Source organism: Kineococcus rhizosphaerae (assembly GCF_003002055.1).
GTDB lineage: Bacteria > Actinomycetota > Actinomycetes > Actinomycetales > Kineococcaceae > Kineococcus > Kineococcus rhizosphaerae.
Genome location: NZ_PVZF01000011.1, coordinates 72,355 through 86,165 on the forward strand (window position 1 = coordinate 72,355; position 13,811 = coordinate 86,165).

The following is a 13,811-nucleotide window of genomic DNA, read 5'->3' on the forward strand; positions in this document are numbered from 1 at the left end:
CGCTGCCGACCGTCGGTGTGCACCGTCCGCTGAGGACGGTGCGCACCGCGTCCGAGGAGCCACCTGTGAGCCAGACCGTCACCGAGCAGATCCCCACCCCGCCCGCGGGCCGGTGGTGGCAGAAGCCGGTCGTCGCCATCGCGACGGTCGTCGTCGTCACGGGCCTGACGGGCGGCGTCGCGTACGCCGCGACCCGGGGGGACTCCGCGGGCACCGGGACCCGGCAGACGCAGTTCCCCGGCGGCGGGCAGTTCCCGGGCTCCGGAACCGGACGGCAGTGGCAGCGGGGGCAGTTCCCCGGCGGTGGCCCGCAGGGTCTGCAGGGCCGGGGCTCCACGGGGTCCGTCCCCGCTCAGACCTCGCGGAACTCCGCCCGCACGAACTGAGCAGGCGGCGGCAGCGCGGCCAGCCACCGCGCGAGGTCGGCCGGCGGCAGCGGCCGCGAGTGCAGGTACCCCTGCGTCTCGTCGACGTCGAGGCCGCCGAGCACCGCGCGGGTGGCCTCGTCCTCGACCCCCTCCGCCACGACGCGCAGCCCCAGCCGGTGCGCCAGCGCCACCGTAGCCTCGACGATCTGCGCCGTGCGCGGTTCGGCCAGCACGCGCGCGGTGAAGGCGCGGTCCAGCTTCAGCTCCGTCGCGGGCAGGTCCGTCAGGTAGGCCAGCGAGGAGTACCCCGTGCCGTAGTCGTCGATGCTCAGCTGCACCCCGCGGCGGGTCAGGCCGTGGGTGACGGCGAGCGCCAGGTCCGGGTCGGCCATGAGCGTGGTCTCGGTGACCTCCAGGACGAGGCGCCCCGGGACGAGACCGGTGGCGGCGAGGAGGTCGTCGACGACGGGCAGCAGGTCGGGGTGGGTCAGCGAGCTCGCCGACAGGTTGACGGAGATGCGCAGCGGGACACCGTCGTGCTGCCAGCCGGCGGCCTCGCGGGTGGCGCGGCGCAGGACGTGGACGGTGAGCCGTTCCATGAGGCCCTGCTCCTCGACGAGGTCCAGGAACACCAGGGGCGGCAGGAGCCCGCGGTCGGGGTGCTGCCAGCGGACGAGGGCCTCCACGCCGACGACGCGACCGGTGACGACGTCGACCTGCGGCTGGTAGTGGACGACGACCTCGCGCTCCACGCGGTGCCCGTCACCGGTGAGCAGGCGCCGGACGTCGGCGGCCAGCGCGGCCCGGTCGCGCAGCCCGGCGTCGACCTCGGAGTCGTAGACGCTGACCCCGCCGCCGCTGGTCTTGGCCGCGTACATGGCGGTGTCGGCCTGCTGCAGGAGCCGGTCGGGGTCGACGGCACCGGCGGGTGCGGAGCGGACACCGACGGACAGCCCGACCTCGGCGAAGTGGACGACGGCGTCGTGGACGGCGTGGCCGATCGTGGTGGCCTGGGCCTCGTCGCGGCCGGGCAGCAGCACGGCGAACTCGTCACCGCCGATGCGGGTGACGACGGCGTCGGCCGGCGTGGTCTTGCGGACGGCGGTGACGATGCGCCGCAGCAGCGCGTCGCCGGCGTGGTGGCCCTGCCGGTCGTTGACCTCCTTGAAGCGGTCGACGTCGATGAGCAGGAGCGCGGCGGCGCGGCGGGACTCGACGACGAGGTCGAGCGCCTGCAGCAGGGCGCGCCGGTTGCCGGCGCCCGTCAGCTCGTCGGTCAGGGCCTGGCGCCGGGACTCGGCGAGGTGGGCGAGCTCGCGGACGAGGCGGACGACGCGCACGCTGATCCCGGCGACGGCGGCGGCGGCGTAGGCCGTGGGGGCCCACCCCTGCCGGCCGCCGTCGAGGGCGAGCACGGCGACGGCGAGGGCGAGCACGACGAGGGCCCCGACGGCGGGGGCCTGGCTGGTGGCCGGGACGGGGCGGGTGCGGCTGCGCAGGGCCGAGGCGCCGGCGACGGCGAGGCTGGCCAGGGTCCAGCCGAGCTGGGCGCGGGTGAGGTCGTGCGGGCCGCCGCGCACGGTGGCGCTGAGGACGGCGAGGCCGGCGAGGGTGGCGATGACCAGCCAGGACCGGGGGTCGCGGATCAGCCCGCCGATGGAGCACACGGTGGCCGCGGTGCCGAGCAGGATGACGACCGAGGCGAAGACCAGCAGCGTCAGGTGGATCCGCCACGCGGACCACGTGGGCGGCAGGAGGACGAACCACCGGTTCAGGACGAGGGTCGCGGCGGTGAGGGCGCTGATCGCGCTGAGGCCGTTGAGCCAGTCCCCGGGGTCGGAGACGTAGGTGCGGAAGCGGTTCCAGCGCACGAGCGCCCCGTAGACGAGCGGGGTGGCGGCGACGACGGCGAGACCGAGCGCGTGCCCGGTGCCGGCGCCCGGGAGGAGGTCGACGACAGGGGAGACGGTGAGCACGCCGACCGCGAGCGACCACCACCGCCAGGTCGAGACCTCGTCGTCGATCCCGCGGGGGCGGGCGACGAGCACGGCCAGGGCGCACAGCTGGGCCAGGCACACCAGGGCCGCGGCCGCGCGCGGGGTCCCGGGCAGCACGGAGAGCCCGGCGGCGGCGGCGCCGACGAGCAGCCCCGCCCCCCGCACGCGGGTGGACCCCCGACCTGACCTCACCCGTGGGTCATCGGCCCGCAGGTGCCCGTCCTCGCTCGCCCGATCGGGTCAGGGCCGGTCGGGGGGTTCCGGCACGCTGTCCGGCGCTGCGCGCCGGCTCCATCCCCGGTCGCTTTCACCGCGACCGTTGAGCCGACGTGCCCCTACGCGTGGCCGGGGCGGTATCGGCACGTTGTCCGGCGCTGCGCGCCGGCTCCATCCCCGGTCCCTTTGACCGGGACCGCTGGGTCAACGTGCCGTTCCGTCGGGGCGCAGGGCGAGGACCCGCAGCGCCCGCAGCCGGTCGAGGGCGGCGGCGACCTCGTGGCGGCGGGGGACGGCGACGTCGGCGGGGGCGCCGCCCGTCCAGCCGGCGACGGGCCCGGCGAGGTCGGCGTCGAGCAGGTCGAGGACCTCGGGCAGGGTGCGGCGGCCGTCGAGGTGGCCGGCGGCGACGGCGTGGTCGAGGGCGAGACCGGCGCCGGTGACCTGGGCGGCGTCGGTGAACTGGCGGACGGCGCGGACGTCGACGTCGTGCTCGCCGAAGCGCAGCGTGTCGGTGCCGACGGCGGAGACCCGCCGCCTCCCCTTCGCGGTGGCGTCGACGCTGCGGGGGTCGGGGACGCGGGCGCGGACGGCGGGGAAGGTCCCGGCCTCGGCGACGCGGCCCGTGGGACGCCGGGCGACCTCGCGCGCCCGGTCCGTGACGTCCGTGCAGCGGTAGGACTCCATGAGCAGGACGCGGTCGGCGACGTCCAGGTAGTCGCCGGAGGACCCGACGACGAGGACGGTGGAGACGCCGTGGTCGTCGGCGAGGGAGCGGACGAGGTCGACGAACGGGTTGAGCGGTTCGGAGGCCTTGGCGACGAGTTCCTGCATGCGGGCGTCGCGGACCATGAGGTTCGTGGCGGCGGTGTCCTCGTCGACGAGCAGGACGCGGGCGCCGGCTTCGAGGGCCTCCAGCGTCGCGGCGGCCTGGGAGGTGGACCCGGAGGCGTCGGCGGTGGAGAAGTCGCGCGGGTCGAGGCCCCCGGGCAGGCCCGAGACGAAGGCGCCGACGTCGACGCGGGTCACGGCCCGCCCGTCCTCGGCGCGGATCGCGGCGGCGCCGGGGTCGGTGACGACGAGCTCGCGCCCGTCGCCGGGGACGTGGTCGTGGACCCCGGCCTCCAGGGCGCGCAGCAGGGTCGACTTGCCGTGGAACCCGCCGCCGACGACGACGCTCACCCCCGTCGGCAGGCCCATCCCGGGCACGCGGCCGGCGTGCGGCAGGTCGACCTCGACGCGCAGCGAGTCCGGGGAGGTGAAGGGCACCGCCCCGGGCAGCGGGTGGTCGTCGACGCCGCTGGCGCGGGGCAGCACGGACCCGTCGGCGACGAAGGCGACGAGCCCGAGGCCCGGCAGCAGGGACCGCAGGTGGTCGGCGTCCTCGACGGCGTCGACGAAGGCGCGGGCCTCGTCGAGGTCGACGCCGAGCACGTGGTCGAGGACGAGGCGGGGCAGGTCGCCGGCGAGGTCGGCGGCGGCCCCGTACCCGTCGACGCGGCGGCGCGGACCGGGCAGGTGGTAGGCCGGGCGCAGCACGGTCGAGGCGTCGGCCAGCACCTCGACGCTGCTGCGCTGCACCACCTCCTGGCCTCCGGCGTCGATGCGGAACGGGCTGCGCACCGCGGCGGCGGACCGGGCGAGGAACGAGGCCAGGGCTCGGCGGCGGACGGGGTTCCCCACGTCGAGCGCGGCGAAGGGCGTGCGGGTGCAGCGGACCTCCCAGCGCGACGGCGGGGCGTACGGGTCGGCCTGCCCGTGCCGCAGGACCGCGCCGACGCCGGGGGCGAGCTCGAAGTCCCGTCCCGTCAGCGACCGGTAGCGCGCGTAGGGGGCGCCGTCGAGGCGTTCGAGGGTCTCCCGCAGATCCGGCACCCGTGCACACTAGGGGTGATCCAACCGGGTGGGGGTCTGTCAAGGTGCCCGGTGGGTGGTCGATGCTGTCCCTGTGCTGACGGGACCGGGGGCGGACGCGCAGGTGCACGAGGTGCCGGACACCTCGACTCTCCTGCTGCGCTCGGAGGAGGCGCGCACCCGCGGGGACTACCGCGAGGGCCGGCGGCTGGCCGAGGAGGCCGTCGCCCTGGCCACCGACGCCCGCGACGACCGCTCCCTGGCCGAGGCGCTGCGGCTGGTCTGCAACCAGGCGCTGCGCCTGGGCGACCTGGAGGACTCCGCCCGCGCGGGCAGCGACGCGGTCCTGGTCGCCGAGCGGCTCGGCGACCGGCCCGGGCAGGTCGACGCGCTGAACCTGCTCTCGTTCGCGTACCTGAACCTGGCCCTGTTCGAGGAGGCCCTGGAGGCGATCGAGCGCAGCATCGAGCGGGTCGCCGCCGTCGCCGACCCCGAACTGCGGTCCGGGACCTTCAACCGGGCCGGGACGATCCGCTCGGCCATGGGCGACTTCGACGAGGCCGCCGACCTGTTCGACCGGGCCGCCGCGGAACTGGGGTCGGGGGACGTCTCCAGCGAGACCCGGTTCTGCCTGCTGACGAACACGGCCGACCTGGTGCTGCAGATGGCCTACGCCGGGCAGGACGTCCCCGCGGGCGAACTGCGCCGCGGGGTCGAGCTGGCTCGGGAGGCGCTGACCCTGGCCGAGGAAGCGGGCAACCCCTACCGGCAGGCGCTGTCGCTGCTGAACGCCGGGAGCCTGTCGACGTACCTGGACGACCTCGACGTCGCGCACCCGACGCTGCGGGCGTCGATGGAGCTCAGCCGCACCCACGGCTACCGCAGCCTGGAACTGGGCGTGCTGGACGCCTTCGCGATGGACGCCTTTCGGCGCAAGGACTTCGCCGAGGCCCTGGACCGGTTCGGCGAGGTCGTCCGGCTCGCCGAGGAACTCACCGACGCGACCGTCCTGGTCCGCGCGCACCAGCTCAGCTCACGGTGCCACGAGGAGCTCGGCCGGTTCCGCGAGGCCCTGGACTCCTACCGGTGCTTCCACGAGCTCGAGACGCGGCAACGCACCCAGACCGCGCAGGTGCGGGCCCGCCTGCTCGGTCAGACGTTCGAGATCCAGCGGTTGCGCTCGCAGGCCGTCGCGCTGGGCCGGCAGGCCCACGAGGACCCGCTGACCGGGCTGGACAACCGCCGCTCGTTCGACGCGACGCTGCCCGACCTGCTCGCCGGGCTGGGCGAACGCGACTGGGTGTGCGTCTGCCTGCTGGACGTCGACCACTTCAAGCGCGTCAACGACACCTTCGGCCACGCCGTCGGCGACCGGGTGCTGCGCCGGCTCGCGGAGGTCATGCGCGAGGAGGTCCGCCGCCGCGACGTGCTGGCCCGCATCGGCGGGGAGGAGTTCGCGCTGGTCTGCGTCCTGCCCGCCCCCGAACGGGTCGACCACCTCGCCGACGGGCTGCAGCAGCGGCTGGACCGCCTGCGCCGCACGGTGTCGCAGACGTCGTGGGCGGACATCGCCCCCGACCTGCGGGTCACCCTGTCCATCGGCGGGGTCCTGACGCGCAGCACCGACGCTCCGCCGGCCGAGGACCTGCTGCGGCAGGCCGACCGGTTGCTCTACGCCGCGAAGGACGCCGGGCGCGACCGCGTCCTCACCCGCTCGCTCAGCGTCCCCTGAGGACGTCCTCGAGGGTGCGGGCGGGGTGGCCCGTGACGGCCTCGACGACGTCGGTCACGACGTCCAGCTCACCGCTCGCGACGGCCGTGTACGTGCTCACCCAGCCGTCGAGCATCCACTGCGGCGCACCGAAACCCGACCGGGAGGCGTAGGCCTCCTCGACCGTCTCGTCGACGAACGCGACGGGTGTCCCGCCGACCGCCGACAGGGTCGCGGCGATCTCGGCGAAGGACAGCGCCTGCGGTCCCGTGAGGTCGTAGCTGCGCCCGGCGTGGCTCTCGTCGAGGACCGCGGCGAGCGCCACCTCGGCGACGTCGGCGCGGGCGACGGCCCCGACGCGTCCCGTGCCCGCCGGTCCGCGCAGGGCGCCGTCGGTGACGAACTCCGGCAGGACGTCGAGGTAGAAGGAGTCGCGCAGGAACGTCGTCTCGAACCGGGCCGCCGTCAGCATCTGCTCCGTCGCGGCGTGGTCGCGCGCGAAGGTGAAGGTGCACTCCGGTGAGGCCCCCAGGAACGAGGTGTAGACGACGCGGCGGACCCCGGCGGCGGCCGCGGCCTCCGTGACGGTCCGGTGCTGGTCGAGGCGGTGGGCGTCCTCGGACCCGGAGACGAACAGCAGGACGTCGGCGCCGTCGAGGGCGTGCCGCAGGGCCTCGCCGTCGCCGTAGGTCGCCACCCGCACGTCCGCCCCGTCGAGGTCGGGTGCCCGGGAGGGGTCGCGGACGACGAGGCGTTGCGGCGCACCGGCCGCCGCGAGACCGCGGGCCACCCGGCCCCCGATCTGGCCGGTGGCTCCGGTGACGGCGATGAGACCCATGGCCTCAGCCTGCCACCGCAGCCCGCGGCGTGCTGCGCGCGAACTCCTCGACCTGCGCGAGGTCCACGATCCCGGCGTCGGAGCCCAGGCCCGTCGCGACGAGGCTCCCGCACGCCAGTCCCCGCTCGGCGGCCGCGTGCAGGTCCAGCCCGTCCAGCAGGCCGGAGACGAACCCGGCGGTGAGCGCGTCCCCGCAGCCGGTGCTGTCGACGACGTCGACGGCGAAGGCGGGCAGGACCGTCCCGCGCTCGCCGGCACGCGCGACGTGGACGCCGTCACCGCCGAGGGTCAGCAGCGTCGTCCCGACCCCGCGGTCGTGGAACCAGCGGGCGATCTCGTCGTAGTCCTCCCGGCCCGTGATCCAGCCGGCCTCCTCGACGTTGGGCAGCAGGAAGTCGACGTGCGGCAGGACGGGCGCGAGCAGGTCCTGGGCGTCGGGGCGCGGGCTGGCGAGCAGGTCGACCGTCGTCGTCAGGCCCAGCTCCCTGGCCCGCGCCAGGATGCGGCCCGCGGGTTCCCCGTCGACGCCGGGCAGCACGAACAGCCCACCGAGGTGGAAGACCTGCGCCTGCGCGACGACGTCCCACGGCACGTCGTCCTCGCGCAGCCCCGCGTTGGCCCCGATGACGTGCAGCGCGGGGCGGGACCCGTCGGCGCGGATGGGCAGCAGGCTCGCGGAGGTCTGCAGCACCGGGTCGGTGACCAGGTGGGTCGTGTCGACGCCGTACCCGTCCATCGTCGTGCGGACGAAGTCGCCGATGGTGTCCGCCCCGACCCGGCCGACGGTCGCGACGTCGACGCCGAGCTTGGCCAGGTTCACCGACGGCGCGGCGGCGGTCCCGGCGACGGTGAACCGGATCTGCTCCAGGATCGCGAGCTGCTGCCCCGGGGGGACCTGCGTGAACGGCCAGCCGAGCGCGTCGGCGATGTGCGCCCCGAAGGAGACGACCTGCGGCATGGAGAGCCTTCCTGTCCTCGGACGGTCCCCAGCGACCGTCCTTGATCACGGCCAGTCTCCGGGCGGGGCCGGTCCGGGCGCAAGGACACGCCGACCGGGAGGGGGCTCAAGTCGTCACCCGTTCGGACCGATCTAGAAGACGTCACCCCCGTCTTGCGCCCGTCCCCGAGAGGCCCCCCGTGAACCGACTCCGCGACCTGAACGTCGCCTCCAAGCTCTTCGCCGGTTTCGGCGTGGTGTGCGTCCTGCTCGTCCTCGTGGTGGTGCTCGGGATCAACCGCCTCGGCGCCTCGCAGGCCAACCTGTCCACGATGTCCACCTCCGGCATCGCCTCGGTCAGCACCATCGCGAAGGTCAAGTTCGCCTACGCGACCCTGCGCCAGGACATCGCCAACGCAGCGCTCGCCCAGGGCCCGGACGCCACCGACGCCGCCCTGCAGCAGATGGCGACCGACGACACCGCCTACGACGACGCGTGGAAGGCGTACCAGGCGACCGGCCCCGCCGCGTCGGCGACCGACCGCGCCCAGGTCGAGACCCTCGTCGCGGACTACCGCGACAAGCGCCAGCAACTCGTGACGTTCGCGAAGGCCGGGGACGTCAAGAGCTTCATCGACTACCGGACCAAGACGACCACCCCGATCACCAAGAACGTCTTCGCCGAGCTCGACAAGATCGACGGCATCGAGCAGCAGGCCGCCAAGGACATGGCCGCCAAGGGGTCCTCGGACTACCACGCGGCGGTGATGCTGCTGATCGTCATCGGCGCGATCGCCCTGGTCGTGGCCGCGGTCGTGGCCGTCATCGTGGCCCGCTCGGTCTCCGCGCCCCTGGCCCGCACCCTGACCGTCGTGCGGGGCCTGGCCGAAGGCCGCCTGGACCAGCGCGTCGGCATCGCCTCCAAGGACGAGGTCGGTCAGCTCGCCGCCGCCGTCGACGCCACCCTGGAGCGCCTGACCACCACCATGCGCCGCATCGCCGGCAACGCCGGCACCCTGGCCGCCTCCAGCGAGGAACTCAACGCCGTGGCCACCCAGCTGTCCTCCGGTGCCGAAGAGGCCTCCACCCAGGCCCAGGTCGTCTCGGCGGCCACCGAGGAGATCAGCGCCAACATCGGCACCGTGGCCGCCGCCGGGGACCAGATGAGCTCGGCCATCCGCGAGATCGCCACCTCCACCGCCGACGCCTCGGCCACCGCCGCCTCCGCGGTCGCCGCCGCGAGCACGGCCGGGGAGACCCTGGACCGCCTCAGCGCGTCCTCCCGTGAGATCGGTGACGTGGTCAAGCTCATCACCTCCATCGCCGAGCAGACCAACCTGCTCGCCTTGAACGCCACCATCGAAGCGGCCCGGGCCGGGGAGATGGGCAAGGGTTTCGCGGTGGTGGCCGGGGAGGTCAAGGAACTGGCCCAGCAGACCGCGCGGGCCACTGAGGAGATCGTGGGGCGCGTGGCCGCCACCCAGACCGACGCGGCCTCGGCGGCGGCGGCGATCACTGAGATCACCGAGGTCATCGCCCGCATCGACGGGCTGCAGGCCACCATCGCCGCCGCGGTGGAGCAGCAGTCCGCGACGACCAGTGAGATGGTCCGCAACGTGACGGAGGTGTCCACCGGCAGTCAGGAGATCGCGGCGAACATCTCCGGGATCGCCGCCTCGGCCGAGCAGACGACGTCGGGGGCCACGCACACGGCGACCACCGCCGGGGAGGTCTCGCGCACCGCCGCGGAACTGAACGAGCTGGTGGGGTCCTTCACCCTCCCCCGCTGACCTGAGAGCGGTCGCCCGAAACGGCACGTTGCCTCCGCGGTCCCGATGAACGGGACCGCGGAGGCAACGTGCCGTTTCCGCATCCCGGGTCAGTCGGTGAGCACGACCAGCACCTGCGGGTCGCCGTCGCCCCACGTCCCGGTCAGGGTCTCTCCCGCCGGCGCGGCCGCCCCCACCTCGCGCAGCAGGACCAGGTCACCGTGCCCCGTCGCGATCGTCGTCAGCGCCCCCTGCGTGCGGACGCGGACGGCGCTCACGGTCGGCGAGTCCGCCGCGGACCCGCTGCCGACGGCGAACCCCTCCTTGGACCCGGGCTCGAACCGGCCGTCGACGGCGTGCTGCAGGTCCGCCTCGTGGCCGCCCGTGGCGATCGCCCGGCGGACCGTGTCGGCGTAGACGGGGTCGCCCGCGGCGTCGTAGACCCACCGGCGGCCGAGGACGGAGTGGTCCATCTCGGTCACGAGGAACTCCCCGGCCCCCTCCAGCAGTGCCCCCCGGTACGTCAGCGGCACCTGCAGGACGCGGTCCCCGACGCGCACCAGCAGGGTCTCGACGCCGACCTCCCCCGCCGGGTCGTCGAACCGGAACCGGCCCGCGACGGCGGCCTCGTCGCCGACGGGACCGCCCCACGGCTGCGACGGCAGCCAGTCCACGATCGCCTCGAGCTTGGTCGGCGTCAGCTGCGCCCGGTGGATGACGGCCATGCGCCGACGCTATCGGGTCGTTCAGCCGGGCAGTTGCCCGTAGACCCGCCCGACGGGCAACCGCACGACGCGGCGACGGTCGCGCACCATCGCGCGGCGGTAGTCGTCCCAGTCCGGGTGCTCGCCCAGGAGCGCCCGGTAGAGGTCGACCAGTTCATCGACGGTCTCGTCGTCCTCGCGGGCGGCGACGGGTGACAGCGTGGCGCCGCCCTCGACGACGACCCAGCTCCAGAAGTCCGCGCTCGTGACGTGCAGGCTGGCCCGCGGGTCGCGTTCGAGGTTCCTCGCTTTCGCCCGGTCGGCCGTGACCGAGACGCGCACGAGGCGACGGTCGGGGTCGTAGTGGTGGGTGACGTTCGACAGCTGCGGGCGGCCGTCGCGCTTGAGCGTCACCAGGACGCTGTTGCGGGTGGAGCCGACCAGGTCCAGGAGCGCGTCGTCCGTCATGCCGGGTCGAACCCGGGGCCGGCGCGAACTCTTCCCCGTCCGTGCAACAGAACGGGCCCCGACGGCGTCCTCAGAGCAGGCGAAGGAGAGGTGAGGGGTGTGGAGGACGATCCGCTCGTGGCGGCGTTGCGCCGGTACGACCCGGCCGACCACCCGCTGGGCACCGAGGAGCTGCTCGCGGGGTCGCGGCGGCGGGCGGCGAGGATCCGCACCCGGCGCCGGGCGGGGGTCGCCGTGCTGGCCCTGGCCCTGGTCGCGGTCCCGGTCGGGGTTGGCGTGAACGGGGGGCTGCCGGGGGGCACCTCGCGCACGACGGTCGTCGCCGCGGACCCGACGACGTCCGGGACCCCCGTCGACGCGGCGCAGGTGCTGCCGGACGCGACGGTGGCGGCCGTGCTGCCGGGGGCGGTGCGCCAGCCGGACGCGGTGGAGGTCGCGGGAGGGGACGTGAACGCCGGGTTGTGCACCGACGTGCCGTTCGCGGCGGCCCCGCTGCTGGGCGGGCGGACGGCGAACTGGACGGAGACGGCCTCGCGCCAGGGCGTGACCGAGTCGGTCCGCCGGTTCTCGGCGGACGGCGCCGTCGCGTACGTGCAGACGGCCCGCGACCAGGCGGCCTCGTGCGCGGCGTCGGCGCAGGAGACGGGCCCGTGGACGATCGTCGGGGACGGCAGCACCGGGCCCGACGACCTCGTCACCGCGTACGCGGTGGAGCAGGAGGACGTCGACGGGAAGGGCGGCACCCTGTACCGCGTTCGCGGCGTCGTGGAACGCGACGGCGTGGTGGTGGACGTGTCCGCCACCCTGGTGCGGGCGACCCCCGACGGGTTGTCCTCGACGGTGGCCGACCTGGCGGTCGGCGGGCTGGACGCGGTGCTGGGTGGCTGACCTGGACTACGAGGCGTTCGTCGCGGTCCGCGGCCCCGTGCTGCAGCGCCTCGCGCGCGGCCTGCTGCGCAACCCCGCCGACGCCGAGGACGTCGTGCAGGACGTCCTGGCCAAGGCGCTGCTGAAGTGGGGCCGGATCGCGAAGGCCGACGACCCCGTCGCCTACGTGAACCGGATGCTCGTCAACGAGAGCACGTCGTTCTGGCGGCGGGCGGTCCGGCGCGAGGACCCCCTCGCTCCGGAGGACCTGCCCGCTTCGGAGGCGGCGGACGCGAACCAGCGGTTCCTGGACCGCGATGCGCTGCTGGCCGCCGTCCGGACCCTGCCGACCAAGCAGCGCTCGGTCGTCGCGCTGCGCTACCTGGACGAGATGGCCGACGAGCGGATCGCCGACGTCCTCGACATGAGCGTGGGGGCGGTGCGGGTGAACGCGAGCCGCGGGCTCGCGACGCTGCGCAAGGCCATGCGGTTGCCCGCCGAGGTCTGAGGGGCGTCAGGACGGGCGGGCTCGGGGGTTGGACCGTTGACGCGTCGGTACCGAAGGTTCGTACCGATGCGTCAACGGTCCGACCCAGCCGCGCCACCCCCGGGAACGACGAAGGCCCCGGTCTGCTGACCGGGGCCTTCGCCACACGTGCGCGAGGGGGGAGTTGAACCCCCACGCCCTTTCGGGCACACGGACCTGAACCGTGCGCGTCTGCCTATTCCGCCACTCGCGCGTGCTGAGAGCAACCGTACCAGCTCACGGGTGGCCCTCACGCCACCTCCACGTCCGCGCACCCGCGCTCCACGGGCGGGCAGGGGGTCCCCGGCTACGATTGCCGGGCTGGAGGCACCAGCGGGATCTCGGGAGGAGGCTCGACGTGGGAGTGCTCGACCGCTTCGAGCGTGGCGTGGAACGGGCCGTCAACGGTGTGTTCGCCCGGGCCTTCCGCAGCGAGGTGCAGCCGGTGGAGGTCGCCAGCGCCCTGCGCCGCGAGCTCGACGACCGCGCGGCGGTGCTGTCCCGCGGCCGCACGCTCGTGCCCAACAGCTTCATCGTGGAGCTCGGCCCCGCCGACCACGACAAGATCGCGTCCTGGCAGGACACCCTCGCCGACGAGCTCGTCGCGGCCGTCACCCAGCACGCCGAGAAGCAGCGGTACAGCTTCGTCGGCCCGGTGCGGGTGGGGTTCCACGAGTCCGACGACCTGGAGACGGGCGTCTTCCGCGTCCTGTCCTCCACCGTCAAGGGCCGCATCGCGCCGTCCACCCCGAAGACGGACCAGGCCGGCCGGCCGCGCCTGGAGGTCGACGGCCGCGGGTACGTGCTGACGGAGGCCGTGACGGTCCTGGGCCGCGGCTCGGACGCCGACGTCGTCCTGGACGACCCGGGCGTCTCGCGCCGGCACGCCGAGATCCGCGTCGCCCCCGGCGGGGCGCGGTTGTCGGACCTGAGCTCCACGAACGGCACGTTCGTCGACGGCGACCGGGTCTCCTCGCTGGACCTGTGGGACGGGGCGGTCATCACGGTGGGCCGCAGCAAGCTCGTCTTCCACTCCGCCCGGCGGGACGAGGCCTGGACGTGACGGGACGTCGTCCGTGAGCGAACTGACCCTCACCGTCCTGCGGTTGGGGCTGCTCGTCGTGCTGTGGCTGTTCGTCCTGGCGATCGTCGGGGTGCTGCGCGCGGACCTGCTCGGGACACGGGTCACGACCCGCCGCACCGAGCGCGCCGCGGCCAGGCCCCGCCGCGACCCCGTCGAGGCGCCGCCGGCCCGGCCGCGGGCGACGCTCGTGGTCACGGAGGGCTCGCTGCGCGGGACGACGCTGACCCTGGGCCAGGCCCCCGTCCTCATCGGCCGCGGCAGCGACTGCACGCTGGTCCTGGACGACGAGTACGCCTCCACCAAGCACGTGCGCATCACGCCGGCCCCCACCGGGGACGGCTGGGTCGTGGAGGACCTGCAGTCCACGAACGGCACGTTCCTCGGCCGCGACCGCCTGACCACCCCCGCCCCCTTCGAGCCCGGGACGCCGTTGCGCATCGGCAAGACCGTGCTCGAGCTCCGGAGGTAGCCC

At 74.8% G+C, this 13,811-nt stretch carries 13 protein-coding genes and 1 tRNA gene; 7 read left to right on the plus strand and 7 right to left on the minus strand.

Features of this window, described 5'->3' with window-relative positions; all coding sequences use genetic code 11:
• Nucleotides 1-65 precede the first annotated feature (65 nt).
• Nucleotides 66-386, plus strand: a complete 321-nt coding sequence (locus CLV37_RS19820) for a hypothetical protein (protein WP_106213656.1) — start codon at nucleotides 66-68, stop codon at nucleotides 384-386.
• On the opposite strand, the gene CLV37_RS19825 is transcribed toward CLV37_RS19820, so the two are convergent.
• Together CLV37_RS19825 and CLV37_RS19830 are read right to left on the minus strand one after the other, a co-directional pair.
• Complete coding sequence (locus CLV37_RS19825) at nucleotides 353-2,530, minus strand: putative bifunctional diguanylate cyclase/phosphodiesterase (protein WP_106213658.1); 2,178 nt, start codon at nucleotides 2,528-2,530, stop codon at nucleotides 353-355. The two genes, CLV37_RS19820 and CLV37_RS19825, sit on opposite strands and share 34 nt — an antisense overlap.
• Nucleotides 2,531-2,785: 255 nt before the next feature.
• Nucleotides 2,786-4,456 (minus strand): ABC-ATPase domain-containing protein, encoded by a 1,671-nt coding sequence (locus tag CLV37_RS19830; RefSeq protein WP_106213660.1) that lies wholly within the window; start codon nucleotides 4,454-4,456, stop codon nucleotides 2,786-2,788.
• A 73-nt stretch (nucleotides 4,457-4,529) separates the two neighbouring features.
• On the opposite strand from CLV37_RS19830, the gene CLV37_RS19835 reads away from it, so the two are divergent.
• Nucleotides 4,530-6,167: a GGDEF domain-containing protein gene (locus CLV37_RS19835; RefSeq protein WP_106213662.1), complete on the plus strand. Its 1,638-nt coding sequence runs from the start codon at nucleotides 4,530-4,532 to the stop codon at nucleotides 6,165-6,167.
• On the opposite strand, the gene CLV37_RS19840 is transcribed toward CLV37_RS19835, so the two are convergent.
• A complete protein-coding gene (locus CLV37_RS19840) occupies nucleotides 6,154-6,984 on the minus strand; it encodes an SDR family oxidoreductase (protein ID WP_106213664.1) in 831 nt (276 codons plus the stop codon). The two genes, CLV37_RS19835 and CLV37_RS19840, sit on opposite strands and share 14 nt — an antisense overlap.
• A gap of 4 nt (nucleotides 6,985-6,988) precedes the next feature.
• Nucleotides 6,989-7,942 carry a carbohydrate kinase family protein gene (locus CLV37_RS19845; RefSeq protein ID WP_106213666.1) on the minus strand — a complete coding sequence of 318 codons (954 nt, stop codon included), beginning with the start codon at nucleotides 7,940-7,942 and terminating at the stop codon, nucleotides 6,989-6,991.
• 179 nt (nucleotides 7,943-8,121) lie between these two features.
• Here CLV37_RS19845 and CLV37_RS19850 point away from each other — a divergent pair, with 179 nt between their 5' ends.
• Nucleotides 8,122-9,711 carry a methyl-accepting chemotaxis protein gene (locus CLV37_RS19850; RefSeq protein WP_106213668.1) on the plus strand — a complete coding sequence of 530 codons (1,590 nt, stop codon included), beginning with the start codon at nucleotides 8,122-8,124 and terminating at the stop codon, nucleotides 9,709-9,711.
• An 89-nt stretch (nucleotides 9,712-9,800) separates the two neighbouring features.
• On the opposite strand, the gene CLV37_RS19855 is transcribed toward CLV37_RS19850, so the two are convergent.
• Together CLV37_RS19855 and CLV37_RS19860 are read right to left on the minus strand one after the other, a co-directional pair.
• Complete coding sequence (locus CLV37_RS19855; protein WP_106213670.1) at nucleotides 9,801-10,415, minus strand: CG0192-related protein; 615 nt, start codon at nucleotides 10,413-10,415, stop codon at nucleotides 9,801-9,803.
• Between the two features lie 21 nt (nucleotides 10,416-10,436).
• The gene (locus CLV37_RS19860) at nucleotides 10,437-10,862 is read right to left on the minus strand and encodes a PPOX class F420-dependent oxidoreductase (RefSeq protein ID WP_106213672.1); all 426 of its coding nucleotides are present in this window, start codon (nucleotides 10,860-10,862) and stop codon (nucleotides 10,437-10,439) included.
• Between the two features lie 99 nt (nucleotides 10,863-10,961).
• On the opposite strand from CLV37_RS19860, the gene CLV37_RS19865 reads away from it, so the two are divergent.
• Together CLV37_RS19865 and CLV37_RS19870 are read left to right on the plus strand one after the other, a co-directional pair.
• Nucleotides 10,962-11,750 (plus strand): sensor domain-containing protein, encoded by a 789-nt coding sequence (locus CLV37_RS19865; protein ID WP_245885497.1) that lies wholly within the window; start codon nucleotides 10,962-10,964, stop codon nucleotides 11,748-11,750.
• Nucleotides 11,743-12,237 carry a SigE family RNA polymerase sigma factor gene (locus CLV37_RS19870; RefSeq protein ID WP_106213676.1) on the plus strand — a complete coding sequence of 165 codons (495 nt, stop codon included), beginning with the start codon at nucleotides 11,743-11,745 and terminating at the stop codon, nucleotides 12,235-12,237. The genes CLV37_RS19865 and CLV37_RS19870 overlap by 8 nt, the downstream gene beginning before the upstream one ends.
• Before the next feature lie 148 nt (nucleotides 12,238-12,385).
• Here CLV37_RS19870 and CLV37_RS19875 read toward each other — a convergent pair.
• Nucleotides 12,386-12,469, minus strand: a tRNA-Leu gene (locus tag CLV37_RS19875).
• Nucleotides 12,470-12,613: 144 nt separating this feature from the next.
• On the opposite strand from CLV37_RS19875, the gene CLV37_RS19880 reads away from it, so the two are divergent.
• Both CLV37_RS19880 and CLV37_RS19885 read left to right on the plus strand, forming a co-directional pair.
• Complete coding sequence (locus tag CLV37_RS19880) at nucleotides 12,614-13,318, plus strand: DUF3662 and FHA domain-containing protein (RefSeq protein ID WP_106213678.1); 705 nt, start codon at nucleotides 12,614-12,616, stop codon at nucleotides 13,316-13,318.
• Between the two features lie 13 nt (nucleotides 13,319-13,331).
• A complete protein-coding gene (locus CLV37_RS19885) occupies nucleotides 13,332-13,808 on the plus strand; it encodes an FHA domain-containing protein FhaB/FipA (protein ID WP_106213680.1) in 477 nt (158 codons plus the stop codon).
• Nucleotides 13,809-13,811: the final 3 nt, after the last annotated feature.

Coding starts and splice junctions, on each gene's coding strand:
- CLV37_RS19840 (WP_106213664.1), bottom strand. CDS start 6,984: ATGGGTCTCATCGCCGTCACCGGAGCCACCGGCCAGATCGGGGGCCGG.
- CLV37_RS19845 (WP_106213666.1), bottom strand. CDS start 7,942: ATGCCGCAGGTCGTCTCCTTCGGGGCGCACATCGCCGACGCGCTCGGC.
- CLV37_RS19855 (WP_106213670.1), bottom strand. CDS start 10,415: ATGGCCGTCATCCACCGGGCGCAGCTGACGCCGACCAAGCTCGAGGCG.
- CLV37_RS19860 (WP_106213672.1), bottom strand. CDS start 10,862: ATGACGGACGACGCGCTCCTGGACCTGGTCGGCTCCACCCGCAACAGC.